The organism is Pseudomonas benzenivorans, from assembly GCF_024397895.1.
Lineage (GTDB): Bacteria > Pseudomonadota > Gammaproteobacteria > Pseudomonadales > Pseudomonadaceae > Aquipseudomonas > Aquipseudomonas benzenivorans_A.
Map to the genome: position 1 here is coordinate 178,936 of NZ_CP073346.1, position 24,874 is coordinate 203,809.

Genomic DNA, 24,874 nt, shown 5'->3' on the forward strand with positions numbered 1-24,874 from the left:
GTGCACAATGCACGCCGCTTTTGCCTGGGGCCAGTTGCGCCGGGCCATTCTTTGGATACCGAGGGCTTTACTGCATGTCGAAAGAAGACAGCTTCGAAATGGAAGGCACTGTCGTCGACACCCTGCCCAACACCATGTTCCGTGTGGAGTTGGAAAATGGGCACGTCGTTACCGCGCACATCTCCGGAAAGATGCGCAAGAACTACATCCGCATTCTGACTGGCGATAAGGTTCGCGTAGAGCTGACACCTTATGACTTGAGCAAGGGTCGCATCACCTACCGCGCCCGCTAAGCCAAGCACCAGAAAAAACGCCCGGCATTGCCGGGCGTTTTTTGTGTTGCCGCCAAAACTCAGGCCATCTCGGCCGTTGTCTCGAAGCCGAAGGTCAACTCACCCTCAGCCAGCTCTACGTGCACGACACCACCGTGCTCGGCCAGCTCACCAAACAGGATTTCCTCCGCCAGCGGACGCTTGATCTTGTCCTGGATCAGGCGCGCCATCGGCCGGGCCCCCATCTGCACGTCGTAACCCTGCTCGGCCAGCCAGTTGCGAGCCTCGTCGCTGACCTCAAGCATGACGCGCTTGTCCTCCAGCTGCGCCTGCAGCTCGGTGAGGAACTTGTCGACGATGCTCTTGATCACCTCATGACTCAGGCGACCGAACTGGATCACGGTGTCCAGGCGGTTGCGGAACTCAGGAGTGAAGCTCTTCTTGATTACCTCCATCGCATCCGAAGAATGATCCTGATAGGTGAAGCCTATCGATGCCCGGGCCGCAGTCTCGGCACCGGCATTGGTGGTCATGATCAGGATAACGTTGCGGAAGTCCGCCTTGCGCCCGTTATTGTCGGTCAGGGTGCCGTGATCCATCACCTGCAGCAGCAGGTTGAAGACCTCCGGGTGCGCCTTCTCGATCTCGTCGAGCAGCAGCACGCAATGCGGCATCTTGGTGATCGCCTCGGTCAGCAGACCGCCCTGATCGAAACCGACATAGCCTGGCGGCGCACCGATCAGTCGCGACACGGTGTGCCGCTCCATGTACTCGGACATATCGAAGCGCACCAACTCGATACCCAGCGCCTTGGCCAGCTGACGCGCCGCTTCGGTCTTGCCGACGCCGGTCGGACCGGCGAACAGGAAGGACCCCACAGGTTTGTCGGGCGCCTTGAGCCCGGCGCGCGACAACTTGATCGCGGTGGAGAGCGAGTCGATCGCCGCATCCTGACCGAACACGGTGAGTTTCAGGTCCCGCTCCAGATTGCGCAGCAGCTCCTTGTCCGAACTGCTGACATGCTTGGGCGGAATGCGCGCGATCTTGGCGACAATGTCCTCGACCTGAGCCACCTCAATACGCTTTATGCGCTTGTCTTCCGGCTGCAGACGCTGATAGGCGCCCGCCTCATCGATTACATCGATGGCCTTGTCCGGCATGTGCCGATCATTGATGTAGCGGGCCGCCAGCTCGGCCGCAGCGCGCAACGCCTCATCGCTGTACTCGATGCTGTGGTGCTGCTCGAAGCGCCCCTTCAGGCCGCGCAGGATGCCGATGGTGTCCTCGACGGAGGGCTCGACCACATCGACTTTCTGGAAGCGCCGCGCCAAGGCGCGATCCTTCTCGAAAATACCGCGGAATTCCTGGAAAGTCGTCGAGCCGATGCAACGGATCTCACCCGATGAAAGCATGGGTTTGAGCAGGTTGGACGCATCCATCACCCCACCAGACGCCGCGCCGGCACCGATGATGGTATGAATCTCGTCAACGAACAGGATGGCATGAGGGCGCCTGCGCAACTCATTGAGCAGCGCCTTGAAGCGCTTCTCGAAATCGCCTCGATACTTGGTGCCGGCCAGCAACGCCCCAAGATCCAGGGAATAGACCACGCTGTCCGCCAGCAGGTCGGGCACCTGCTCGTCGACGATGCGCTTGGCCAGCCCTTCGGCGATGGCGGTCTTGCCCACACCGGCCTCGCCGACCAGCAGCGGATTATTCTTGCGCCGACGGGCAAGAATCTGCGCCACGCGCTCCACTTCCAGCTCGCGCCCGACCAGCGGATCGATACGGCCAAGGCGTGCGAGTTCGTTCAGGTTGCTGGCGTAGGCATCCAGCGGGTTGCCCGAGGTGGACGATTCGCCACCCTCTTCATCCTGCAGCTCCTGATCCGCTTCCGGATGACCGCTATGCCCAGGCACCTTGGAGATGCCGTGGGCAATGAAGTTGACCACGTCGATGCGGGCAACACTCTGCTGCTTGAGCAGAAATACCGCCTGGCTTTCCTGCTCGCTGAAGATCGCCACCAGCACATTGGCCCCGGTGACCTCACGCTTACCGGAGCTCTGCACATGGAACACCGCGCGCTGCAGCACGCGCTGGAAGCCCAGGGTAGGCTGAGTTTCGCGCTCCTCGTCATGCTGCGGAATCAGTGGTGTGGTGGAATCGATGAATTCCTGTAGGTCATGCCGCAATTTGTCCAGATTGGCGCCGCAGGCGCGCAGCACGCTGGCGGCGGCCTCGTTGTCCAGTAAAGCCAGCAGGAGGTGCTCAACCGTCATAAATTCATGACGCTTGGTGCGAGCCTCTTTGAAGGCCATATTGAGGGTGACTTCGAGCTCTCGATTTAACATAGCTTCACCTCATGCCCAAGCGGCCGGCGTTAACCGTCCTTCTCGATCTCACAGAGTAATGGATGCTGGCTTTCTCTTGCGTATTGGTTGACCTGCATAGCCTTGGTTTCGGCAATATCCCGGGTAAACACTCCGCATACGGCCCGCCCCTCTGTATGGACGGTAAGCATGATCTTGGTCGCAAGCTCCCGGTTCAGATTGAAGAACACTTCGAGCACCTCGACCACGAAATCCATGGGTGTGTAATCGTCATTGAATAAGACCACCTTATACAGCGGTGGTGCCTGCAGCGCCGGTTTGGATTCCTGTACGGCAAGGCCGGTGGAGTCGTCCTCGTGCGTTGCAGGGCGGTCCTGATTGAATGTTAGTCGAATCTGGCTACTTGCATGCATGCTGAAATTTAGCTTCGCGGTTGGACGAATTCGGATGCTAGACGGAGTTTGAACGGCTTCTCAGCCGGTTGCAGCATTGCCTTGACTATCGGCAAAACGGTGTTACAAACAATGAATACCCACTATGGGTAGAGGGATTCCGCGCCTTCGCCCAACCTGGTCGATTCAAGCGCGGAGTCGAAGTGGATGATACTCCAGTGATGGAGTCCTTTGCAGAGGGATATGAGCATGCTTAGCGGTAAGGTCAAGTGGTTCAACAACGCCAAAGGCTACGGATTCATCCTCGCCGATGGCCGAGATGAGGACCTGTTCGCCCACTACTCGGCTATTCAAATGGACGGTTACAAAACGCTCAAGGCCGGCCAGCCGGTAAACTTCGACATCATTCAGGGTCCCAAAGGGCTCCATGCCGTGAACATTTGCGCCACCTCGGTCACCGCCGAAGCGCCTGCTGCCGCCAGTCAGCCACAAAGCACGGCAATAGAAGCCTGATACCCGGGCCAGCCACTCGCCCATAAAAAGGCCGGTCAATTGACCGGCCTTTTTCTTGCCCCTGATCAGCTCACATGTGCGCGATCATGGCGTCGCCAAACTGCGAACAAGACATCAGCGTGGCGCCCTCCATCAGGCGCTCGAAGTCATAGGTCACGGTCTTCGCTGCGATGGCCCCGTTGGTGCCCTTGATGATCAGGTCAGCCGCCTCGGTCCAGCCCATGTGACGCAGCATCATCTCGGCAGAGAGGATGACGGACCCCGGATTGACCTTGTCCTGGCCGGCATACTTGGGCGCGGTGCCGTGAGTCGCCTCGAACATGGCAATGGTGTCGGACAGGTTGGCGCCAGGGGCGATACCAATCCCCCCCACCTCGGCCGCCAGGGCGTCGGACAGGTAGTCACCATTGAGGTTGAGGGTGGCGATCACATCGTACTCGGCCGGGCGCAGCAGGATCTGCTGCAGCATCGCGTCGGCGATCGCATCCTTGACCACGATGGTCTTGCCAGTCCTGGGGTTCTTGAACTGCATCCAGGGGCCGCCGTCGAGCAGCTCGGCGCCGAACTCATCACGCGCCACCTCGTAGCCCCACTCCTTGAAGGCACCTTCGGTGAACTTCATGATGTTGCCCTTGTGGACGAAGGTCACCGAGCTGCGATCATTGTCGACGGCATACTGCAGCGCCTTGCGCACCAGGCGCTTGGTACCTTCCAGGGAAACCGGCTTGATGCCGATGCCGCAATTTTCGGTGAAGCGGATTTTCTTGACGCCCATTTCCTCGGTGAGGAACTTGATGACCTTCACGGCCTCCGGGGAGCCGGCCTTCCACTCGACGCCGGCGTAGATGTCCTCGGAGTTCTCGCGGAAGATCACCATGTCGACATCGCCCGGCTTCTTGACCGGGCTCGGCACGCCTTCGAACCAGCGCACCGGGCGCTGACAGACATACAGGTCAAGTTCCTGGCGCAGGGCCACGTTCAACGAGCGGATGCCGCCGCCGACGGGCGTGGTCAGCGGCCCCTTGATGGACACCACATAGTCGCGAACAGCTTCGAGGGTTTCCTTCGGCAGCCAGGTGTCCTGATCGTAGACCTGAGTGGCCTTTTCGCCGGCGTAGACCTCCATCCAGGAAATCTTGCGCTGGCCCCCGTAGGCCTTTTCCACGGCCGCATCGACGACCTTGATCATCACCGGGCTGATATCTACCCCGATGCCATCCCCCTCGATGAAGGGGATGATCGGATTGTTTGGCACATTGAGGGACATATCGGCATTGACGGTGATTTTGTCACCGGTTTCTGGCACCTGGATCTTTTGGTATCCCATGCTGGACTCCGTCTTGTGGTTAAACAGCGGTCAACGACCGAGAGTAGCGCACTTGAATCGGCTGAAACCATATGTTCGTTGGTCTCATGCACAAGAGCGTTCTGCGGCACTACGCCGCAGTGATATACTCCGCGGATGACTAATGAGTCAGAAGGGTCTGCTTGTCTCGAACGAGGTGAGCGTCTCTTGGAACTGGCGACTGGCTATCGCGATTCGCCGGATCGAAATGCTCGACACTCTACTGGTGCATCCATCATCACTGCGGCGAGTTCTCGACCCCTGACCCTAAACGGAGGGTCTTGGCGCCTACCTGCGCACGTCGAGATTCTGTGTACGCTCAGCAAAGAAGAGAGTTAACTCTAAATGTCCAACCGTTCGAAGATTATCTATACCTTCACCGACGAAGCTCCAGCCCTCGCCACCTATTCGCTCCTACCGATTGTAGAAGCCTTTGCAGCCTCTGCTGACATAGCCGTCGAAACTCGCGACATCTCTCTTGCTGGACGCATTCTTGCCAGCTTTGCCGATCAGCTGGATGCCGGCAAGCAGGTTAGCGACGACCTCGCCGAGCTGGCCGTGCTGGCCACCTCGCCGGACGCCAACATCATCAAGCTGCCGAATATCAGCGCCTCCGTCCCCCAGCTCAAGGGCGCGATCGCCGAGCTGCAGGCCCAGGGCTACAACATTCCCAACTTTCCGGAAGACCCGCAGACCGACGCCGAAAAAGATGTCCGCGCCCGTTACGCCAAGGTGCTCGGCAGCGCGGTAAACCCGGTTCTGCGTGAGGGCAACTCCGATCGCCGCGCCCCGGCGGCCGTCAAGGCCTATGCGCGCAAGCATCCGCACTCGATGGGCAAGTGGAGCATGGCCTCGCAATCCCACGCCGACTACATGCGCGGCGGCGACTTCTTTTCCAGCGAGCAGTCCATCACCATGGGCAAGGCCGGCGATGTACGCATCGAGTTCGTCGGCAAGGACGGCCAGGTCGAGGTGAAGAAACAGCTCGCCCTGCAGGAAGGCGAAGTGTTCGACAGCATGTTCATGAGCTGCCGCAAGCTGCGTGACTTCTTCGAGAAAACCCTGCAGGACTGCAAGGAAACCGGCGTCATGTGGTCGCTGCACGTCAAGGCGACGATGATGAAGGTTTCGCACCCCATCGTCTTCGGCCACGCCGTCAGCGTGTACTACAAGGAGGTCTTCGATAAGTACGGCGAGCTGTTCAAAGAACTGGGCGTGAACCCGAACAACGGCATCAGCAGCGTCTACGACAAGATCAAGGTGCTGCCGGCGTCGCAGCAGGAAGAGATCCTGCACGATATCCACGCTTGCTACAGCGGCCGCCCGGAAATGGCCATGGTCGATTCGGTCAAGGGCATCACCAACCTGCACATTCCGAGCGATGTGATCGTCGACGCCTCCATGCCGGCGATGATCCGCAGCTCCGGGCAGATGTGGGGCAAGGACGGCAAGCTCAAGGACACCAAGGCCGTCATGCCGGAAAGCACCTATGCGCGCATCTACCAGGAGATGATCAACTTCTGTAAGACCAACGGCGCCTTCGACCCGACCACCATGGGCAGCGTGCCAAACGTCGGCCTGATGGCGCAGAAGGCCGAGGAGTACGGCTCCCACGACAAGACCTTCGAAATGACCGTCGACGGCACCATGCGCGTGGTCCTGGCTGACGGCACCGTGGTGATGCAGCACGAAGTGGAAGCCGGCGACATCTGGCGCGCCTGTCAGACCAAGGACGCGCCGATCCGCGACTGGGTCAAGCTGGCCGTGACCCGCGCCCGTCAGTCCAACACCCCGGCGATCTTCTGGCTCGACCCGGAGCGCGCCCACGACCGTCAACTGCAGAAGAAGGTCGAAGCCTACCTGCAGGAGCACGACCTGTCGGGCCTGGACATTCGCATGATGGGCTACAACGAAGCCATCCGCGTGAGCATGGAGCGCATGATCCGTGGCCAGGACACCATTTCGGTGACCGGCAACGTGCTGCGCGACTACCTGACCGACCTGTTCCCGATCATGGAGCTGGGCACCTCGGCCAAGATGCTGTCCATCGTCCCGCTGATGGCCGGCGGCGGCATGTACGAAACCGGCGCCGGCGGCTCGGCGCCGAAACACGTCCAGCAACTGATCGAAGAGAACCACCTGCGCTGGGACTCGCTTGGTGAATTCCTGGCCCTGGCGGTATCGCTGGAAGAAACCGGCATCAAGACCGACAACCCGAAAGCCAAACTGCTGGGCAAGACCCTCGATGCGGCCACCGGCAAACTGCTCGACAACGACAAGTCGCCGTCGCGCAAGACCGGCGAACTGGACAACCGTGGCAGCCATTTCTACCTGGCACTGTACTGGGCCCAGGAGCTGGCCGCGCAGAGCGAAGACCTCGAGCTGCAGGCGCGCTTCGCGCCGCTGGCGAAGGCCCTGAGCGACAACGAGGAAGCCATCGTCGCCGAACTCGCCGCGGTCCAGGGTCAGCCGGTGGACATCGCTGGCTATTACCGCTCCAATCCGGAGCTGACCAGCAAGGTCATGCGTCCGAGCACCACCTTCAACGCCGCCCTGGCAGCACTGGCGTAAGGCGCAACACGCACCACCCCGCAGAGACCCCGGCCAAGTGCCGGGGTTTCTGTTTCTGCGCTCAGGTAACCCGTGGCGTCGCGGTTGCTATGATCGCCCCTCCTTGACGAGGCTAGCTGCTATGGATTGGAACCCACACATCACCGTTGCCACTGTTATCGAAGACCGAGGCCGCTTCCTGTTGGTGGAGGAGCGCAAAGGCGGTCGCCTGGTGCTCAATCAGCCTGCCGGTCACCTCGAGGCCAATGAAACCCTGCGCCAGGCCGCCGTGCGCGAGACCCGTGAAGAAACCGGCTGGGATGTCGAGCTCATCGGCGTCGTCGGGGTTTACCTGTATACCGCGCCGAGCAATGGCGTGACCTATCAGCGCGTGTGCTTTGCGGCCAGAGCCCTCGCCCATGACCCGAAACGCCCGCTCGACACCGGCATCGTCGGCGCCCCCTGGTTGAGCCGCACCGAACTGGCCGCCCAGCCCGAACGCTGGCGCAGCGAACTGGTGCTGCGCTGCATCGACGACTACCTCGCCGGTCCCCTGCACGACCTGGACGTGATCCGCGACTGAACGCCACCTTCGCCTTGCCACAGCCGGCCTGTTAGAATTTCGTCCTTTTGCAGACTTGCGCCGAATCCCTATGCCCGATCCAGTCCTGCCATCCTCAGAAAAGCCACGCGTCATAGTCGGCATGTCCGGCGGCGTCGACTCGTCCGTTTCCGCCCTGCTGCTGCTGGAACAGGGCTATCAGGTCGAAGGCCTGTTCATGAAGAACTGGGACGAGGACGACGGCACCGAATACTGCACGGCCATGGACGACCTGGCCGATGCCCAGGCGGTGTGCGACAAGATCGGCATCAAGCTGCACACCGCCAACTTCGCCGCGGAATACTGGGACAACGTGTTCGAGCACTTTCTCGCCGAGTACAAGGCCGGCCGTACGCCCAACCCCGACATCCTGTGCAACCGCGAGATCAAGTTCAAAGCCTTCCTCGACTACGCCCTGGCCCTTGGTGCCGACCTGATCGCCACCGGCCACTACGTGCGCCGCCGCGATGTCGATGGCCGTACCGAGCTGCTAAAGGGCCTGGATCCGAACAAGGATCAGAGCTATTTCCTGCACGCCGTCGGCGGTGAGCAGATCGCCAGGACCCTGTTCCCGGTAGGCGAGCTGGAGAAACCGCAGGTGCGCGCCATCGCCGAGAAATACCAGCTGGCCACGGCGAAGAAAAAGGACTCCACCGGCATCTGCTTTATCGGCGAGCGCCGCTTCAGCGACTTCCTCAAGCAGTACCTGCCGGCCCAACCCGGCAACATCGAAACCACCGCCGGCGAGGTGATCGGCCGCCACCACGGCCTGATGTACCACACCATGGGCCAGCGCCAGGGCCTCGGCATCGGCGGCCTGAAGGATGCCGGGGACGAGCCCTGGTACGTGCTGCGCAAGGACCTGCAGCGCAACGTCCTGGTGGTCGGCCAGGGCAACGATCATCCCTGGCTGTTCTCCCGCGCGCTGCTGGCCTCCGAGATCTACTGGGTCAACCCGATCAACCTCGACAGCCCGCGCCAATTGCACGCCAAGGTCCGTTATCGCCAGGGCGATCAGCACTGCGCCCTGGAGAAGACCGCCGAGGGCTATCGCGCGGTGTTCGAGCAGCCGCAGCGCGCCGTGACGCCCGGTCAGTCGGTGGTGTTCTATGACGGCGAGGTGTGCCTCGGTGGCGGCGTGATCGAAGCGGCAGAACCCGCATTTCCCGAGGATGGACGCCCATGAGCCCGATCCAGGAGCAACTGGTCGCCCTCGGCGCCGTCTTTCAATCCGCGGTGCTGGTCGACAAGCTGGCCAGGACCGGCCAGATCGGCGAACCGGCACTGACCTGCATGCTGGGCAGCCTGCTGGTGCGCGATCCGCAGAGCACCCTTGAGGTCTACGGTGGCGACGATCTCGGCCTGCGTGACGGCTATCGCGCACTGGTCGGCGCCCTGGAGCGCGACCCGAGCAGCCTGCAACGCGACCCGCTGCGCTATGCCCTGGCCCTGCTTGGGCTGGAACGGCAACTGGAGAAGCGCGGTGACCTGCTGCAGATCATGGGCAGCCGACTGAACCAGATCCAGCAGCAGACCGAGCATTTCGGCCTGGTTCACGAGAACGTGATTGCCTCCTGCGGCAGCCTGTACCAGGACACCATCAGCACCTTCCGCCAGCGCATCCAGGTGCAGGGCGACATGCGCCACCTGCAGCAGCCGAGCAACGCGTCGAAGATCCGCGCCCTGCTGCTGGCGGGCATTCGCGCGGCGCGCCTGTGGCGCCAGCTGGGCGGACACCGCTGGCAGCTGGTATTCAGCCGCGGCAAGCTGCTCAAGGAACTCTATCCCTTGCTGCGCGGCTGAACGATGCAGCCGCGCCTGGTCAAACCCCTGCAAGGCGCCGCCCTGCTGGCGTGCTCGACGCTGCTGTTCGCGCTGATGGGCATGGGCATTCGCGAGGTGTCCGTCAGCGTCAACAACGAGTCGGTGGTGTTCTTCCGCAACCTGGTCGGCGTGCTGTTCTTCCTGCCGCTGATCCTGCTCAAGGGCTGGCGCCCGCTGCGCACCGAACGCCTGCGCTCGCACCTGTGGCGCTCCACCTACGGTCTGGCGGCGATGTACTGCTTCTTCTACGCCATCGCCCACCTGCCCCTGGCCGATGCCATGCTGTTCACCTATTCGGCGCCGCTGTTCACCCCGCTGATCGCCTGGTGGTGGCTGAAGGAGCCAATCACCCGGCGCATGCTACTGACCAGCGGTGTCGGCCTGTGCGGTGTGCTGCTGGTCGCCAAGCCCTCCGCGGCGCTGTTCGACGCCCAGGCGCTGGTCGGCCTGGCGGCGAGCATCCTGGCCGCCTTCGCCTTCGTCTCGATTCGCGAGATGAGCGACACCGAGCCGGCCTTTCGCATCGTCTTCTACTTCGCCCTGTTCGCCAGCCTCGCCTCGGCGATCCCGCTGACCTGGGCCTGGCAGCCGCTGAACGAGCGAGAACTGGGCGCGCTGTTGGCGATCGGCCTGCTCGCCACCGTCAGCCAGATCATCATGTCCAAGGCCTACGGCCTGGCGCCACCTGGACTGATCGGCCCCTTCGCCTACCTGGCGATCGTCTTCGCCGGCCTGCTCGCCTGGCTGCGCTGGGGCGAAACGCCGGACCCGACCTCGCTGTCGGGCGCCGCACTGATCTTCGTCGCCAGCCTGCTGTCGATCCGCCGAACCGGCCGCTGAACGGTGTCACGCCGATCGCGGCCCGGGCCGCGATTTCATGTATGATATGCGCCCTTTTCAACGCCCGACTGTCCGAGAACGCCTCCCATGCAGCTTTCTTCGCTCACCGCGGTTTCCCCCGTCGATGGCCGCTACGCCGGCAAAACCAGCGCCTTGCGCCCCATTTTCAGCGAATTCGGCCTGATCCGTTTCCGCGTCCTGGTCGAAGTCCGTTGGCTGCAACGCCTGGCCGCCCATGAGGGCATCGGCGAAGTCGCGCCCTTCTCCGCCGAGGCCCAGGCGGTTCTCAACGAGCTGGCGGACAACTTCGCCCTCGAGCACGCCGAGCGGGTCAAGGAGATCGAGCGCACCACCAACCACGACGTCAAGGCCGTGGAGTACCTGCTCAAGGAGCAGGCCGCCAAGCTGCCGGAGCTGGAAAAGGTCAGCGAATTCATCCACTTCGCCTGCACCAGCGAGGACATCAACAACCTGTCCCACGCCCTGATGCTGCGCGAGGGCCGCGACAGCGTGCTGCTGCCGCTGATGCGCCAGACCGCAGGCGCGATCCGCGAGCTGGCGGTGAAGTTCGCCGACGTGCCGATGCTCTCGCGTACCCACGGTCAGCCGGCCTCGCCGACCACCCTCGGCAAGGAACTGGCCAACGTGGTCTACCGTCTGGAGCGGCAGATCGTTCAGGTCGCGGCGGTACCGCTGCTGGGCAAGATCAACGGCGCCGTGGGCAACTACAACGCCCACCTCTCGGCCTACCCGCAGGTGGACTGGGAAGCCAACGCCCGCGACTTCATCGAGGGCGACCTGGGCCTGCTGTGGAACCCCTACACCACCCAGATCGAGCCGCACGACTACATCGCCGAGCTGTTCGACGCCATCGCCCGTTTCAACACCATCCTGATCGACTTCGATCGCGACGTCTGGGGCTACATCTCCCTCGGCTACTTCAAGCAGAAGACCATCGCCGGCGAGATCGGCTCCTCGACCATGCCACACAAGGTCAACCCGATCGACTTCGAGAACTCCGAAGGCAATCTGGGCATCGCCAATGCGCTGTTCCAGCACCTGGCCAGCAAGCTGCCGATCTCGCGCTGGCAGCGCGACCTGACCGACTCCACCGTGCTGCGCAACCTCGGTGTCGGCTTCGCCCACAGCGTCATTGCCTACGAGGCAAGCCTCAAGGGAATCAGCAAGTTGGAGCTCAATGCTCAGCGAATTGCTGAAGATCTGGACGCCTGCTGGGAAGTCCTCGCCGAGCCCATCCAGACCGTGATGCGCCGCTATGCCATCGAGAACCCCTACGAGAAGCTCAAGGAGCTGACCCGTGGCAAAGGCATCAGCCCGGAGGCCCTGCTGAACTTCATCGACGGCCTGGACATGCCGGCTGCGGCCAAGGCCGAGCTCAAGCAGCTGACCCCAGCCAACTACATCGGTAATGCGGTGGCCCAGGCCAAGCGCATCTAAACGGCGACAGCCCATTGGACGCCCGGCTGTGCCGGGCGTTTTTATTTATGGGTATTTATTACTTTCAAGGGCTTACCGATGAATCCTGATACTCCGCTGCAACTGCTGGGCGGCCTCACGGCCCGCGAATTCCTGCGCGACTACTGGCAGAAGAAACCCCTGCTGGTGCGCCAGGCCATGCCCGGCTTCGAGAGCCCGATCTCGCCGGACGAACTCGCCGGCCTGGCCCTAGAAGAAGAAGTCGAATCTCGCCTGGTCCTCGAGCACGGCGAGCACCCCTGGGAGCTGCGTCGCGGCCCCTTCGCCGAAGATGCCTTCGCCGCCCTGCCGGAGCGCGACTGGACCCTGCTGGTGCAGGCCGTGGATCAATTCGTCCCGGAGGTCGCCGAGCTGCTCGAGCAGTTCAAGTTTCTGCCCAAGTGGCGTATCGACGACGTGATGATCAGCTTTGCCGCCCCCGGCGGCGGTGTCGGCCCGCACTTCGACAACTACGACGTGTTCCTGCTGCAGGGACATGGCAAACGGCGCTGGCAGGTCGGCCAGCTATGCAATTCCGACAGCCCGCTGCTGGCCCACGCCGACCTGAAGATCCTGGCCGAATTCGAACAAACTGAAGAATGGGTACTGGAACCCGGCGACATGCTCTACCTGCCGCCGCTCCTGGCCCACTGTGGTACCGCTGAGGATGACTGTATGACGTATTCCGTAGGCTTCCGCGCGCCAAGCGCCGCCGAAGTGCTGACCCATTTCACCGACTTCCTGGGCCAGTTCCTGCCCGAGGAAGAGCGCTACAGCGACGCCGGCGCCGAGCCGGCCAGCGACCCGAACCAGATTCAGCGCGATGCCCTGGATCGCCTCAAGGCCCTGCTCAACGAGCACATGGGCGATGAGCGCCTGCTGATGACCTGGTTCGGCCAGTTCATGACCGAGCCCCGCTACCCGGAACTGGTCAACGGTCTGGACATCGACGAGGCGGCCCTGCTCGGCAGCCTGGATGACGGCGCCGTGCTGGTCCGCAACCCCAGCGCCCGCATGGCCTGGTCCGAAGTCGGCGAAGACCTGGTGCTGTTCGCCAGCGGCCAGAGCCGCCTGCTGTCGGCGAGCCTGCGCGAATTGCTCAAGCTGGTCTGCTCGGCCGATGCCCTGCACATCGACAACCTTGGCCAGTGGCTGAGCGTCGACGAGGGGCGTAATCTGCTCTGGGAACTGGTCAAGCAAGGGAGCCTGGAGTTTGCCGATGAATGAGATCCACGTTCGCCTGGCCGACTGGCACAAGGACAACGCCGAGCTGCGGCGCATCCGTGAAACCGTGTTCGTCGCCGAGCAGGCCGTGCCACCGGAGCTGGAGTGGGACGCCGAAGACGCCGAGGCCCTGCACTTCCTCGCCTATGAAGGCGACTACCCGATCGGCACCGCGCGCCTGCTGCCGGACGGGCACATCGGCCGAGTGTCGGTGCTCAAGGACTGGCGCGGCCTGAAGGTGGGCGATGCGCTGATCCGCGCGGTGGTCGCCGAGGCGGAAAAACGTGGCCTGCGCCAACAAATGCTCAGCGCCCAGGTGCACGCCACGGCCTTCTATGAAAGGCTAGGCTTTAGCATAGTCAGCGACGAATACCTCGACGCCGGCATTCCCCACGTGGACATGGTGCGCCATAGCCCAACCCCCTGAGGTCCGCATGAACGACGCAGACGCCCTGCCCGGCATGACCGACAGCGACGAGCCACAGGAGCTTCCCGCTATCGAGTTCGAGTCACCGGGGCGTTTTGCCGTGCACAACCCGGCGCCGCCAGCGGCAGATGGCCAACGCTGCGAGCCGGCACCCTTCAAGCTGGGCGAGCACCTCGCGCTGGAGCGCTTCAGCCAGCCCGAGCAGGCCCGCGCCCACGCCCTGGCCCTGCTGCAACAGGCCCGACGCAACCTGTGCATCTTCAGCGACGACCTCGAGCCCTGGCTCTATCACCACAGCAGCGTGCAAGACGCCTGCGCCCGCTTCCTCCTGGCCAACCCGAAGAATCGCCTGCGCATCCTGCTGAGGGACGTAACCCGCGCGGTCAAGGACGGCCATCGCCTGCTCAGCCTGTCACGCCGCCTGTCGAGCAACCTGCAGATACGCAAGCTGCACCCGGATTACCCGGCCGAAGACCTTGCCTTTCTGCTGGTCGACGACTGCGGCCTGCTGCTGCGCCCGGAACTGGACCAGTTCGCCGGTTATGCCCTGTATCAGGACCCCGCACGGGTTCGCCTGCGCCAGGCACAGTTCGACCAGGCCTGGGAGACCAGCATCACCGACCCGGATTTGCGGAGCTTTCTGCTATGAACATGCGCAAGCTGATGGCCGGCCTGCTGCTCAGCGCCAGCCTCGCGGCGAACGCCGCCACCGAAGTCATCGCCCTGAACTACCGTAGCGCCGACGAGGTACTGCCGGTGGTGCAGTCGGTACTGGGCAACGAGGGTCGCGTCAGCCCCTACGGCAACCAGCTGGTGGTCAACGCGCCGGCGAGCAAGATCGCCGAGATCCGCCAGCTGCTCGAGCAACTGGACACCCGCCTGCGCCGCCTGCTGATCAGCGTCGCCAGCAGCGAATCGAGCTACCAGACCGATCGCGGCTACCGCGCCGACGGCTCGATCAGCGCCGGGGGCGCCGAGGTGGTCATAGGCCAGGGTGAAATCGACGGCCGCGATCAGCTGCGCATCATCCGTCGCAGCACCGACAGCCGCGGCGGCGGCACCCAACAGGTGCAAGCCACCGAGGGCTATCCGGCGCTGATCCAGGTCGGCCAGAGCGTCCCGCTCACCACCCACGACCGCGACCACTACGGACGGGTCTACAGCAATACCCAGTACCGCGATGTCACCCGCGGCTTCTACGTCACCGCCAGCCTGAGCGGTGAAATCGTGCATATCAGCATCAGCAGCAACCGTGACCGGCTCAGTCCCGGTCAGCCCGGGGTGATCGACCTGCAGAGTGCCGATACCCGGGTCAGCGGTCGGCTCGGCGAATGGATCAGCATCGGCGCGGTCAACGAGCAGAATCAGGCCGATCAGGCCGATTTCCTCCAGCAACGCTCGACCCAGGGACGCGAGGACATGAGCCTGCGGGTGAAGGTCGAAGTGGTCGAGTGAGCCCCGCAAAAAGATGACCAAACGGTCGTTTCGAGAATATGTAGTAGTAAAAAAAAAGCACTACAAAACGTTTGACGAACCCTTCCCTCGGAGGCATGATGGCCTCGCTCCCGCTAATCAGAGGCCCTAGACAGGGCCTCCGGATCGCTCTCCAGACTTACCGTCCGAGACGATGCGTGTTGTGAAGCCCACAAGGCAGTTCGACGAGATTGCGACTGGAACGAAGTTGTCCTGAGGGACGGGGAAGCGTTAAAGGCATCAACCAGCCAGACAGTCATAGTCAGTCTGCCCAACGGCATCCACGAGCCGGCAAGCAGCGTCACTGTAGGTCTTGGCACGGTGCATCTCGTCACCCCCTCCTCCCGGTTTCAACGCCGTCCTGGTCAATATCTCGCCGCCTTGCCGTGAGCCCCGCAACCATAGCCTCAGCGATGCAGGTTCTGAGTGGGAACGCCGGTGCTCAACCAAACACATACATTGAAGGATTGACCATGTCCGCATATCAAAACGACATCAAGGCAGTCGCTGCGCTGAAAGAAACGTTCGGCAGCACCTGGAGCGCTATCAACCCGGAATCCGTGGCTCGTATGCGCGCTCAGAACCGCTTCAAGACTGGTTTGGATATCGCCAAGTACACTGCGGCCATCATGCGCAAGGACATGGCCGAGTATGACGCCGACTCCTCCGTCTACACCCAGTCCCTGGGCTGCTGGCACGGCTTCATCGGTCAGCAGAAGCTGATTTCGATCAAGAAGCACCTGAAGACCACCAACAAGCGCTACCTCTACCTGTCGGGCTGGATGGTCGCCGCCCTGCGCTCCGACTTCGGCCCGCTGCCGGACCAGTCGATGCACGAGAAGACCGCCGTTTCCGGTCTGATCGAAGAGCTGTACACCTTCCTGCGCCAGGCCGACGCCCGCGAGCTGGATCTGCTGTTCTCTGATCTGGACGCTGCCCGTGAAGCCGGCGACAACGCCAAGGCTGCCGAGATCCAGGACAAGATCGACAACTACGAGACCCACGTGGTCCCGATCATCGCCGACATCGACGCCGGTTTCGGCAACCCGGAGGCCACCTACCTGCTGGCCAAGAAGATGATCGAAGCCGGTGCCTGCTGCATCCAGATCGAAAACCAGGTATCCGACGAGAAGCAGTGCGGCCACCAGGACGGCAAGGTGACCGTGCCCCACGAGGACTTCCTCGCCAAGATCAACGCAGTTCGCTACGCCTTCCTCGAGCTGGGCGTGGATGACGGCGTGATCGTTGCCCGTACCGACTCCCTGGGTGCCGGCCTGACCAAGCAGATCGCCGTGACCAAGCAGCCGGGCGACCTGGGCGACCAGTACAACGCCTTCCTCGACTGCGAGGAAATCTCCGAGGCCGAACTGGGCAACGGCGACGTGGTGATCAAGCGCGAAGGCAAGCTGCTGCGTCCCAAGCGCCTGCCGAGCAACCTGTTCCAGTTCCGCAAGGGCACCGGCGAAGACCGCTGCGTGCTGGACTGCATCACCTCGCTGCAGAACGGCGCCGACCTGCTGTGGATCGAGACCGAGAAGCCGCACGTTGGCCAGATCGCCGGCATGGTTGACCGCATCCGTCAGGTGATCCCGAACGCCAAGCTGGTGTACAACAACAGCCCGTCGTTCAACTGGACCCTGAACTTCCGTCAGCAGGTGTTCGATGCGTTCGCCGCCGAAGGCAAGGACGTTTCCGCCTACGACCGCGCCAAGCTGATGAGCGTCGAGTACGACGAGACCGAGCTGGCCAAGGTGGCCGACGAGAAGATTCGCACCTTCCAGCGCGACGGTTCGGCCCAGGCCGGCATCTTCCACCACCTGATCACCCTGCCGACCTACCACACCGCGGCCCTGTCCACCGACAACCTGGCCAAGGGCTACTTCGCCGACCAGGGCATGCTGGCCTACGTGAAGGGCGTTCAGCGCCAGGAACTGCGCCAGGGCATCGCTTGCGTCAAGCACCAGAACATGGCCGGCTCCGACATCGGTGACAACCACAAGGAGTACTTCGCTGGCGAAGCCGCTCTGAAGGCCGGTGGCAAAGACAACACCATGAACCAGTTCCACTAAGCGTAACCGCTGTACTCGGTGAGAACCCCGCATTCCCACCGAACGCGGCACCGGAAAACCCCAGCAGAGATGCTGGGGTTTTCTTTTTTTGACGCCGGTGGCCTTCCCATGGTCCAGTGCCGGGGCGTCGGCCGGCTGTGTCGACTGAGGCACGCCCCCTGTCATCGTTTCGTCGTTTTCCTTGGTTAGCGTCGTGGCTTCCTCGATTAGCCCCAAGGAGCCACCATGCATCAGAAGGATGACAACAGCGTGCTGTTCGGCAGTGGCGATGAGCTGCCCAGCAACCACTCCCGCAACCCGCACTTCAATGAACTGATCGAGACGCCCCTTGCCCGTCGCCAAGTCCTCGCCGGCGGCGCGGCACTCGGCACCCTGGCGTTTCTTGGCGCCGCCCTGCCGCGCGTCAGCCTCGCTGGCGAACACGCCGGCCAGGCGCAGGGGAAGCCGGCATTCCGGTCGCGCAGAAAGCTGCCCTTCACCCCGGTGGCGATCAGCCGAGCTGACGGCATCAGCGTGCCCGACGGCTACAAGGCCAGCCCCTTCATTCCCTGGGGCACCCCCATCACCGGCAGCTATCCGGCCTTTCTCGAGGACGCCAGCAACAGCGCCGAAGATCAGGCCCAGCAGACCGGCATGCACCACGACGGCATGCACTTCTTCCCGATCGACGCGCAGCGCGGCCCCGGACGCAGCAGCGACCACGGCCTGTTGGTGCTCAACCACGAATATATCGATGCCGGACTGATCCACCCCAATGGCCCGACCGTGGTGGACGGCAAGCGCGTGAGCGCCGACGAGGTGCGCAAGGAGATCAACGCCCACGGCGTCTCGGTCGTGGAGATCCGCCGCAACCTGCAGGGTGGTTGGGACGTGCTGCCGAGCGCCCGCAACCGTCGCATCACCGCTGCCACCCCGATGGAGATCCGCGGCCCGGCCCGTGGCCATGCCCTGCTGCGGACTCGCTACAGCCCGCAAGGCACAGCCACCCGGGGCACCCAGAACAACTGCGCCAACGGCTTCACGCCCTGGGGTACCTACCTGACCTGCGAGGAAAACTGGGCAGGCTACTTCGCCGCCCGCGATTCCGAACTACCGCGCGAACTGAGCCGCTATGGCGTGCGCGGCAGCAGCCGCTATGGCTGGGAAACCCTGGCCGGCGACGAGTTCGAGCGCTTCGATGCCAGCCGCAAGGCCAGCAGCGCCGAAGACGACTACCGCAACGAACCCAATCACTTTGGCTGGATAGTCGAGATCGACCCCTTCGCGCCCGAGTCGGTGCCGGTCAAGCGCACCGCCCTGGGACGCTTCGCTCACGAAGGCCTGGTCTTCGCACCGGTCAAGCCGGGCCGTCCGCTGGTGTGCTACTCGGGCGACGACTCGCAGAACGAGTACATCTACAAGTACGTCAGCCGCGACAAGTACCGCCCCGGGCGCAGCAACGGCAGCCTGCTGGACGATGGCACGCTCTACGTCGCCCGCTTCGATGCCAATGGCAAGGGCAAGTGGCTGCCCCTGGCTATTCAGGACAAGGCCTTCCAGAAAGCCTGCGCGGCGGCTGGGGTGACCTTTGCCGACCAAGGCGAGGTGCTGATCAATACGCGCCTGGCGGCCGATATCGTCGGCGCCACCAAGATGGACCGTCCGGAATGGGGCGCCGTGAACCCCGACAGCGGCGAGGTCTACTTCACCCTCACCAACAACAAGTCACGCAGTGAGCCGGACGCCGCCAACCCGCGCCCGGCCAATGCCTATGGTCACATCATCCGCTGGCGCGAGCGCAGCTGGAACCATGCCGGCCGCAGCTTCTCCTGGAGCCTGTTCCTGCTTGCCGGTCCTGAAAGCGACAGCGTCGGACCCAACGGCCAGCCGCTGGGCGCCCACAGCCTGCTGGCCAGCCCCGACGGCCTGTGGTTCGACCCGGAGGGTCGCCTGTGGATCCAGACCGACATGAGCGGCAGCCAGCTGAGCAGCGGCCCGTTCGGCAACAACCAGATGCTGGTGGCCGACCCCAGAAGCGGCGAGCTGAAGCGCTTTCTGGTTGGCCCGCAGGGTGCCGAGGTCACCGGCATCAGCGCCACTCCGGACTTCCGCACGCTGTTCGTCAATATCCAGCACCCCGGTGAGGGCTCGACGGCCGATAACCTGCTCAGCACCTGGCCAGACGGTCCCGGCAAGCGGCCACGGTCATCCACCGTGATCATCAGTCGCGAAGACGGTCGCCGCCTCCTCTGATCCGAGGGCAAGCGACGCCGGGTGCGCAGTGGCCATCCACTGAGCCCCCGGTAATTGCCCAACTACACGCCATCTTTCTTTTCTATATCAAATACTTGGCCGAAATTATCGGGCACAAACAGGAGAGTTAGAGCGCCAAGAATATAAAGGCTCGACACCCTGTAGCGGGGTTAACAATAAGGTTTTTCCAGTAGCTGACTGGCAGATGCCAATCAGCTACGCGCGCTCAAATAGGCGAATTGCGCAGAAACCATCTAATCTTGGCGTATTAACCAACATATATTTCGCTTGGGAAATTTACTTGACACCGGGGGCAGGCATAAGATCCGCCCATCATTTCAGGCGACCGCTGGCTAATCGCCTGAATACGACAAGTCTAATCATCTGCGAAAGAACGCCGTTCCTTTCCATGGGGGTACCGGCATGTCGGAAGCAAGCACGATTCTGTCCCATAACTGGGCCCTGGCCGTCTTTTTGCTCGGCATTGCCGGCCTCTGTGCATTTATGCTCGGCCTTTCCAGTCTGCTCGGCGGCAAGGCTTGGGGCCGCAGCAAGAACGAACCCTTCGAAGCTGGCATGCTGCCCACCGGCAGCGCCCGCCTACGCCTCTCCGCAAAATTCTATCTGGTCGCGATGCTCTTCGTGATCTTCGATGTCGAAGCCCTCTTTCTCTTCGCCTGGGCCGTCTCCGTTCGCGAAAGCGGCTGGGCCGGTTTTGTCGAAGCTACTATTTTTATAGCGATTCTGTTGGCCGGTCTTGTCTACCTTTGGCGGATCGGGGCGCTCGATTGGGCACCTGCGGGACGTCGCGAGCGGCAGGCGAAGCTAAAACAATGAGGCTTTGGCGATGCAATACAAACTTACTCGGGTCGACCCGGATGCGCCGAATGAGCAGTATCCGATCGGCCAGCGGGAGACCGTTTCCGATCCGCTGCTAGATGATCAGGTTCACAAGAACATCTTCATGGGCAAACTCGAAGATGTGCTCAATGGCGCGGTGAACTGGGGGCGCAAGAACTCCCTGTGGCCTTATAACTTCGGCCTGTCCTGCTGCTACGTGGAAATGACCACGGCCTTCACCGCCCCCCATGACATCGCCCGCTTCGGCGCCGAAGTCATCCGCGCCTCGCCCCGTCAGGCCGACTTCATGGTCATTGCCGGCACCTGCTTCATCAAGATGGCGCCCATCATCCAGCGCCTGTACGAGCAGATGCTGGAACCCAAGTGGGTCATCTCCATGGGCTCCTGCGCCAATTCCGGCGGCATGTACGACATCTATTCGGTGGTCCAGGGCGTGGACAAGTTCCTCCCCGTCGACGTCTATGTACCGGGCTGCCCACCTCGCCCCGAAGCATTCCTGCAGGGCCTGATGCTGTTGCAGGAGTCCATCGGTCAAGAGCGCCGGCCACTTTCCTGGGTCGTCGGCGATCAGGGCGTCTACCGCGCCGACATGCCTTCGCAGCGGGAGCAGCGACGCGAGCAACGCATCGCCGTCACCAACCTGCGCAGCCCCGACGACGTTTGAGTCCAGCCTTCAACAAGAACAGCCGGCTCTTTCTTTACGTTGACCGATAGCGACCGAGACCATGACTGCAGACACCGCTGTGTCATTTGCGCCCCACCAGGCTGACGGCCAGGACGTCGTCGCCGAGCTGCAATCCCGTTTCGATGCCGAGACGCTGACCGTGCAGGCGACCCGTACCGGCATGCCAGTGGTGTGGGTTCCCCGGGAGAAGCTGATCGAAGTCCTTGGCTTTCTGCGCGGTCTGCCGCGCCCCTACGTCATGCTCTACGACTTGCATGGCGTCGACGAACGCCTGCGCACCCAGCGCCGCGGCCTGCCGCAGGCGGACTTCACGGTGTTTTATCACCTGATGTCCATCGAACGTAACAGCGACGTGATGATCAAGGTGGCGCTGAGCGAAGGTGACCTGAACCTGCCCACTGCCACCTCGATCTGGCCGAACGCCAACTGGTACGAGCGCGAAGTCTGGGACATGTTCGGCATCACCTTTAAGGGCCACCCCCATCTCAGCCGGATCATGATGCCACCGACCTGGGAAGGCCATCCGCTGCGCAAGGACTACCCGGCCCGCGCGACCGAGTTCGATCCGTTCAGCCTCACCCTGGCCAAGCAGCAGCTGGAGGAGGAAGCCGCCCGTTTCAAGCCGGAAGACTGGGGCATGAAGCGCCACAGCGAGCACGAGGACTACATGTTCCTCAACCTCGGCCCCAATCACCCGTCCGCCCACGGGGCGTTCCGCATCATCCTGCAGCTCGACGGCGAGGAGATCGTCGACTGCGTGCCGGAGGTCGGCTATCACCACCGCGGCGCGGAGAAGATGGCCGAGCGCCAGTCCTGGCACAGCTTCATTCCCTATACCGACCGCATCGACTACCTGGGCGGGGTGATGAACAACCTGCCCTATGTGCTGGCGGTCGAGAAGCTGGCCGGCATCAAGGTGCCGGACCGGGTCGACTTCATTCGGGTGATGCTGGCGGAGTTCTTCCGCATCACCAGCCACCTGCTGTTCCTCGGCACCTATATCCAGGACGTCGGCGCCATGACGCCGGTGTTCTTCACCTTCACCGACCGGCAGCGCGCCTACAAGGTGATCGAAGCCATCACCGGCTTCCGCATGCACCCGGCCTGGTACCGCATCGGCGGCGTCGCCCACGACCTGCCGCGGGGCTGGGATGGCCTGGTCAAGGAGTTCGTCGACTGGCTGCCCAAGCGCCTGGACGAGTACGAGAAGGCGGCGCTGAAGAACAGCATCCTGCGCGGCCGCACCCTGGGCGTGGCCCAGTACAACACCAGGGAGGCCCTCGAATGGGGGGTCACCGGTGCCGGGCTGCGTTCCACCGGGCTCGACTACGACCTGCGCAAGGCCCGCCCCTACTCGGGCTACGAGCACTTCGAGTTCGAGGTGCCGCTGGCGCACAACGGCGACGCCTACGACCGCTGCATCGTGCGGGTCGAGGAAATGCGTCAGAGCGTGCGCATCATCGAGCAGTGCCTGAAGAACATGCCGGCCGGTCCCTACAAGGCGGACCACCCGCTGACCACGCCGCCACCGAAGGAACGCACCCTGCAGCACATCGAGACCCTGATCACCCACTTCCTGCAGGTCTCCTGGGGCCCGGTCATGCCGGCCAACGAAGCCTTCCAGATGATCGAGGCGACCAAGGGCATCAACAGTTACTACCTGACGAGCGACGGCAGCACCATGAGCTACCGCACCCGGATTCGCACGCCGAGCTTCCCGCACCTGCAGCAGATTCCCTCGGTGATCCGCGGCAGCATGGTCGCCGACCTGATCGCCTACCTGGGCAGTATCGACTTCGTCATGGCCGATGTGGACCGCTGATATGAGCCAGAGCGACCTGATTCAAACCGACCGTTTCGTCCTCAGCGCCAGCGAACAGGCGGCCATCGAGCACGAGATGCAGCACTACGAGGACCCTAGGGCGGCCTCCATCGAGGCGCTGAAGATCGTCCAGGAGGCGCGTGGCTGGGTGCCCGATGGCGCGGCCGACGCCATTGGCGCGGTCCTCGGCATTCCGCCCAGCGACGTCGAAGGTGTCGCCACCTTCTACAGCCAGATTTTTCGCCAACCGGTAGGCCGGCACATCATTCTCGTGTGCGACAGCATGACCTGCTTTATCGGCGGCCATGAGTCGGTGCTGTCTAGTATTCAACAACAGCTGGGCATCGGCCTCGGCCAGACAAGCGCCGACGGCCGCTTCACCCTGCTGCCGGTGTGCTGCCTGGGCAACTGCGACAAGGCCCCGGCCCTGATGATCGACGACGACACCTTCGGCGACGTGGGTCCCGAGTCTGTCGCCGCGCTGCTGGAGGACTATCCATGACTGGGGGTACCACCACGACCGGCAAGGTCCTGACCTCCGTCGGCCCGGCCAATCGCATCGAGCGCCCCGAGCAGACCCACCCGCTGACCTGGCGTCTGCGCGACGACGCCCGGCCGGTGTGGCTCGACGAGTACCAGCGCAAGAATGGCTACAGCGCCGCGCGCAAGGCCCTGGTCGACATGGCCCAGGCCGACATCGTGCAGACGGTCAAGGAGTCCGGCCTCAAGGGCCGCGGCGGTGCCGGCTTTCCCACCGGGGTGAAATGGGGGCTGATGCCCACCGACGAGTCGATGAACATCCGCTATCTGCTGTGCAACGCGGACGAAATGGAGCCCAACACCTGGAAGGACCGCCTGCTCATGGAGCAGCTGCCGCACCTGCTGATCGAGGGCATGCTGATCAGCGCCCGCGCGCTCAAGGCCTACCGCGGCTACATCTTCCTGCGCGGCGAATACGTCGACGCGGCGCACAATCTCAACCGTGCCATCGACGAGGCCAAGGCCGCCGGCCTGCTGGGTCAGAACATCCTGGGCAGCGATTTTTCCTTCGAGCTGTTCGTGCACACCGGCGCCGGGCGCTACATCTGCGGCGAGGAAACGGCGCTGATCAATTCCCTGGAGGGGCGTCGCGCCAATCCACGCTCCAAGCCGCCCTTCCCGGCCGCCGTCGGCGTCTGGGGCAAGCCCACCTGCGTCAATAACGTCGAGACCCTGTGCAACGTGCCGGCGATCATCGGCAATGGCGTGGACTGGTACAAGACCCTGGCCCGTCCCGGCAGCGAGGACCACGGCAGCAAGCTGATGGGCTTTTCCGGCAAGGTGAAGAACCCAGGCGTCTGGGAGCTGCCCTTCGGCATCAGCGCCCGCGAGCTGTTCGAGGACTACGCCGGCGGCATGCGCGATGGCTACCGCCTCAAGTGTTGGCAGCCCGGCGGCGCCGGCACCGGTTTTCTGCTGCCCGAACACCTCGAGGCGCAGATGTACGCCGGCGGCATCGGCAAGGTCGGCACCCGCATGGGCACCGGCCTGGCCCTGGCGGTGGACGACAGCGTCAGCATGGTGTCCTTGCTGCGCAACATGGAGGAGTTCTTCTCCCGCGAATCCTGCGGCTGGTGCACCCCCTGCCGCGATGGCCTGCCCTGGAGCGTCAAGCTGCTGCGCGCTCTGGAGCGCGGCGAGGGCCAGCCGGGCGACCTGGAGACCCTGGAGCAGCTTTGCAACTTCCTCGGCCCCGGCAAGACCTTCTGCGCCCACGCGCCGGGGGCGGTGGAGCCGCTGGGTAGTGCACTCAAGTATTTCCGCGAGGAGTTCGAGGCCGGCATTGCCCGCCAGCGCGCTCCAGCAGGTGGGGGCCAGTTCACCCCCGCATGAAGTTTTGCGTCGCGGCGGCCACCGACCTGGCCCTGCGACAACCGAGATTCCATTAGCCAAGCCCGC

22 protein-coding genes are annotated in these 24,874 nt (G+C 63.2%); 19 read left to right on the plus strand and 3 right to left on the minus strand.

What is annotated here, in order from left to right:
- Nucleotides 1–74: 74 nt before the first annotated feature.
- Nucleotides 75–293, plus strand: coding sequence for a translation initiation factor IF-1 (gene infA / locus KDW96_RS00755; protein WP_002553999.1), 219 nt, complete (start codon nt 75–77; stop codon nt 291–293).
- Between the two features lie 59 nt (nt 294–352).
- Here infA and clpA read toward each other — a convergent pair whose 3' ends face one another.
- Together clpA and clpS are read right to left on the minus strand one after the other, a co-directional pair.
- Nucleotides 353–2,623: an ATP-dependent Clp protease ATP-binding subunit ClpA gene (gene clpA / locus KDW96_RS00760; protein ID WP_255838484.1), complete on the minus strand. Its 2,271-nt coding sequence runs from the start codon at nt 2,621–2,623 to the stop codon at nt 353–355.
- Nucleotides 2,624–2,652: 29 nt separating this feature from the next.
- On the minus strand, nt 2,653–3,015 hold the full coding sequence (clpS, locus tag KDW96_RS00765) for an ATP-dependent Clp protease adapter ClpS (protein ID WP_090438864.1): 363 nt from the start codon (nt 3,013–3,015) through the stop codon (nt 2,653–2,655).
- Between the two features lie 228 nt (nt 3,016–3,243).
- Between clpS and cspD the strand changes: the two genes are divergently transcribed.
- A complete protein-coding gene (cspD, locus tag KDW96_RS00770; RefSeq protein ID WP_255838485.1) occupies nt 3,244–3,507 on the plus strand; it encodes a cold shock domain-containing protein CspD in 264 nt (87 codons plus the stop codon).
- 70 nt (nt 3,508–3,577) lie between these two features.
- Here the strand turns inward: cspD and icd are convergent, their stop codons facing one another.
- The gene (gene icd / locus KDW96_RS00775; RefSeq protein ID WP_255838486.1) at nt 3,578–4,834 is read right to left on the minus strand and encodes an NADP-dependent isocitrate dehydrogenase; all 1,257 of its coding nucleotides are present in this window, start codon (nt 4,832–4,834) and stop codon (nt 3,578–3,580) included.
- Between the two features lie 363 nt (nt 4,835–5,197).
- Here icd and KDW96_RS00780 point away from each other — a divergent pair, with 363 nt between their 5' ends.
- The 17 genes from KDW96_RS00780 to nuoF all read left to right on the plus strand — a co-directional run bounded on the left by KDW96_RS00780 (nt 5,198) and on the right by nuoF (nt 24,808).
- On the plus strand, nt 5,198–7,423 hold the full coding sequence (locus KDW96_RS00780) for an NADP-dependent isocitrate dehydrogenase (RefSeq protein WP_255838487.1): 2,226 nt from the start codon (nt 5,198–5,200) through the stop codon (nt 7,421–7,423).
- A 121-nt stretch (nt 7,424–7,544) separates the two neighbouring features.
- Nucleotides 7,545–7,985: an NUDIX hydrolase gene (locus tag KDW96_RS00785; RefSeq protein WP_255838488.1), complete on the plus strand. Its 441-nt coding sequence runs from the start codon at nt 7,545–7,547 to the stop codon at nt 7,983–7,985.
- A 70-nt stretch (nt 7,986–8,055) separates the two neighbouring features.
- On the plus strand, nt 8,056–9,189 hold the full coding sequence (gene mnmA / locus KDW96_RS00790; protein WP_255838489.1) for a tRNA 2-thiouridine(34) synthase MnmA: 1,134 nt from the start codon (nt 8,056–8,058) through the stop codon (nt 9,187–9,189).
- The gene (hflD, locus tag KDW96_RS00795) at nt 9,186–9,806 is read left to right on the plus strand and encodes a high frequency lysogenization protein HflD (protein WP_255838490.1); all 621 of its coding nucleotides are present in this window, start codon (nt 9,186–9,188) and stop codon (nt 9,804–9,806) included. Before mnmA ends, hflD begins: the two co-directional genes overlap by 4 nt.
- A 3-nt stretch (nt 9,807–9,809) precedes the next feature.
- Nucleotides 9,810–10,667: a DMT family transporter gene (locus KDW96_RS00800; RefSeq protein ID WP_255838491.1), complete on the plus strand. Its 858-nt coding sequence runs from the start codon at nt 9,810–9,812 to the stop codon at nt 10,665–10,667.
- Between the two features lie 87 nt (nt 10,668–10,754).
- Nucleotides 10,755–12,125, plus strand: coding sequence for an adenylosuccinate lyase (purB, locus tag KDW96_RS00805; RefSeq protein WP_255838493.1), 1,371 nt, complete (start codon nt 10,755–10,757; stop codon nt 12,123–12,125).
- A gap of 78 nt (nt 12,126–12,203) precedes the next feature.
- Nucleotides 12,204–13,370: a ribosomal protein uL16 3-hydroxylase gene (locus tag KDW96_RS00810; RefSeq protein WP_255838494.1), complete on the plus strand. Its 1,167-nt coding sequence runs from the start codon at nt 12,204–12,206 to the stop codon at nt 13,368–13,370.
- The gene (locus tag KDW96_RS00815; RefSeq protein ID WP_255838495.1) at nt 13,363–13,794 is read left to right on the plus strand and encodes a GNAT family N-acetyltransferase; all 432 of its coding nucleotides are present in this window, start codon (nt 13,363–13,365) and stop codon (nt 13,792–13,794) included. Before KDW96_RS00810 ends, KDW96_RS00815 begins: the two co-directional genes overlap by 8 nt.
- Nucleotides 13,795–13,828: 34 nt before the next feature.
- Nucleotides 13,829–14,443 (plus strand): DUF7931 domain-containing protein, encoded by a 615-nt coding sequence (locus KDW96_RS00820; protein ID WP_370295478.1) that lies wholly within the window; start codon nt 13,829–13,831, stop codon nt 14,441–14,443.
- The gene (locus KDW96_RS00825; protein ID WP_255838497.1) at nt 14,440–15,249 is read left to right on the plus strand and encodes a secretin N-terminal domain-containing protein; all 810 of its coding nucleotides are present in this window, start codon (nt 14,440–14,442) and stop codon (nt 15,247–15,249) included. The genes KDW96_RS00820 and KDW96_RS00825 overlap by 4 nt, the downstream gene beginning before the upstream one ends.
- Nucleotides 15,250–15,740: 491 nt before the next feature.
- Nucleotides 15,741–17,336, plus strand: coding sequence for an isocitrate lyase (locus KDW96_RS00830; RefSeq protein ID WP_255838498.1), 1,596 nt, complete (start codon nt 15,741–15,743; stop codon nt 17,334–17,336).
- A 225-nt stretch (nt 17,337–17,561) separates the two neighbouring features.
- The gene (locus KDW96_RS00835; protein ID WP_255838499.1) at nt 17,562–19,568 is read left to right on the plus strand and encodes a PhoX family protein; all 2,007 of its coding nucleotides are present in this window, start codon (nt 17,562–17,564) and stop codon (nt 19,566–19,568) included.
- Between the two features lie 423 nt (nt 19,569–19,991).
- Nucleotides 19,992–20,405, plus strand: coding sequence for an NADH-quinone oxidoreductase subunit A (locus KDW96_RS00840; RefSeq protein WP_255838500.1), 414 nt, complete (start codon nt 19,992–19,994; stop codon nt 20,403–20,405).
- 10 nt (nt 20,406–20,415) lie between these two features.
- Nucleotides 20,416–21,093: a NuoB/complex I 20 kDa subunit family protein gene (locus KDW96_RS00845; protein WP_255838501.1), complete on the plus strand. Its 678-nt coding sequence runs from the start codon at nt 20,416–20,418 to the stop codon at nt 21,091–21,093.
- Between the two features lie 61 nt (nt 21,094–21,154).
- Nucleotides 21,155–22,936: an NADH-quinone oxidoreductase subunit C/D gene (gene nuoC, locus KDW96_RS00850; RefSeq protein WP_255838502.1), complete on the plus strand. Its 1,782-nt coding sequence runs from the start codon at nt 21,155–21,157 to the stop codon at nt 22,934–22,936.
- A 1-nt stretch (nt 22,937) separates the two neighbouring features.
- Nucleotides 22,938–23,438 (plus strand): NADH-quinone oxidoreductase subunit NuoE, encoded by a 501-nt coding sequence (gene nuoE / locus KDW96_RS00855; RefSeq protein WP_255838503.1) that lies wholly within the window; start codon nt 22,938–22,940, stop codon nt 23,436–23,438.
- Complete coding sequence (gene nuoF, locus KDW96_RS00860; RefSeq protein ID WP_255838504.1) at nt 23,435–24,808, plus strand: NADH-quinone oxidoreductase subunit NuoF; 1,374 nt, start codon at nt 23,435–23,437, stop codon at nt 24,806–24,808. The genes nuoE and nuoF overlap by 4 nt, the downstream gene beginning before the upstream one ends.
- Nucleotides 24,809–24,874 lie beyond the last annotated feature (66 nt).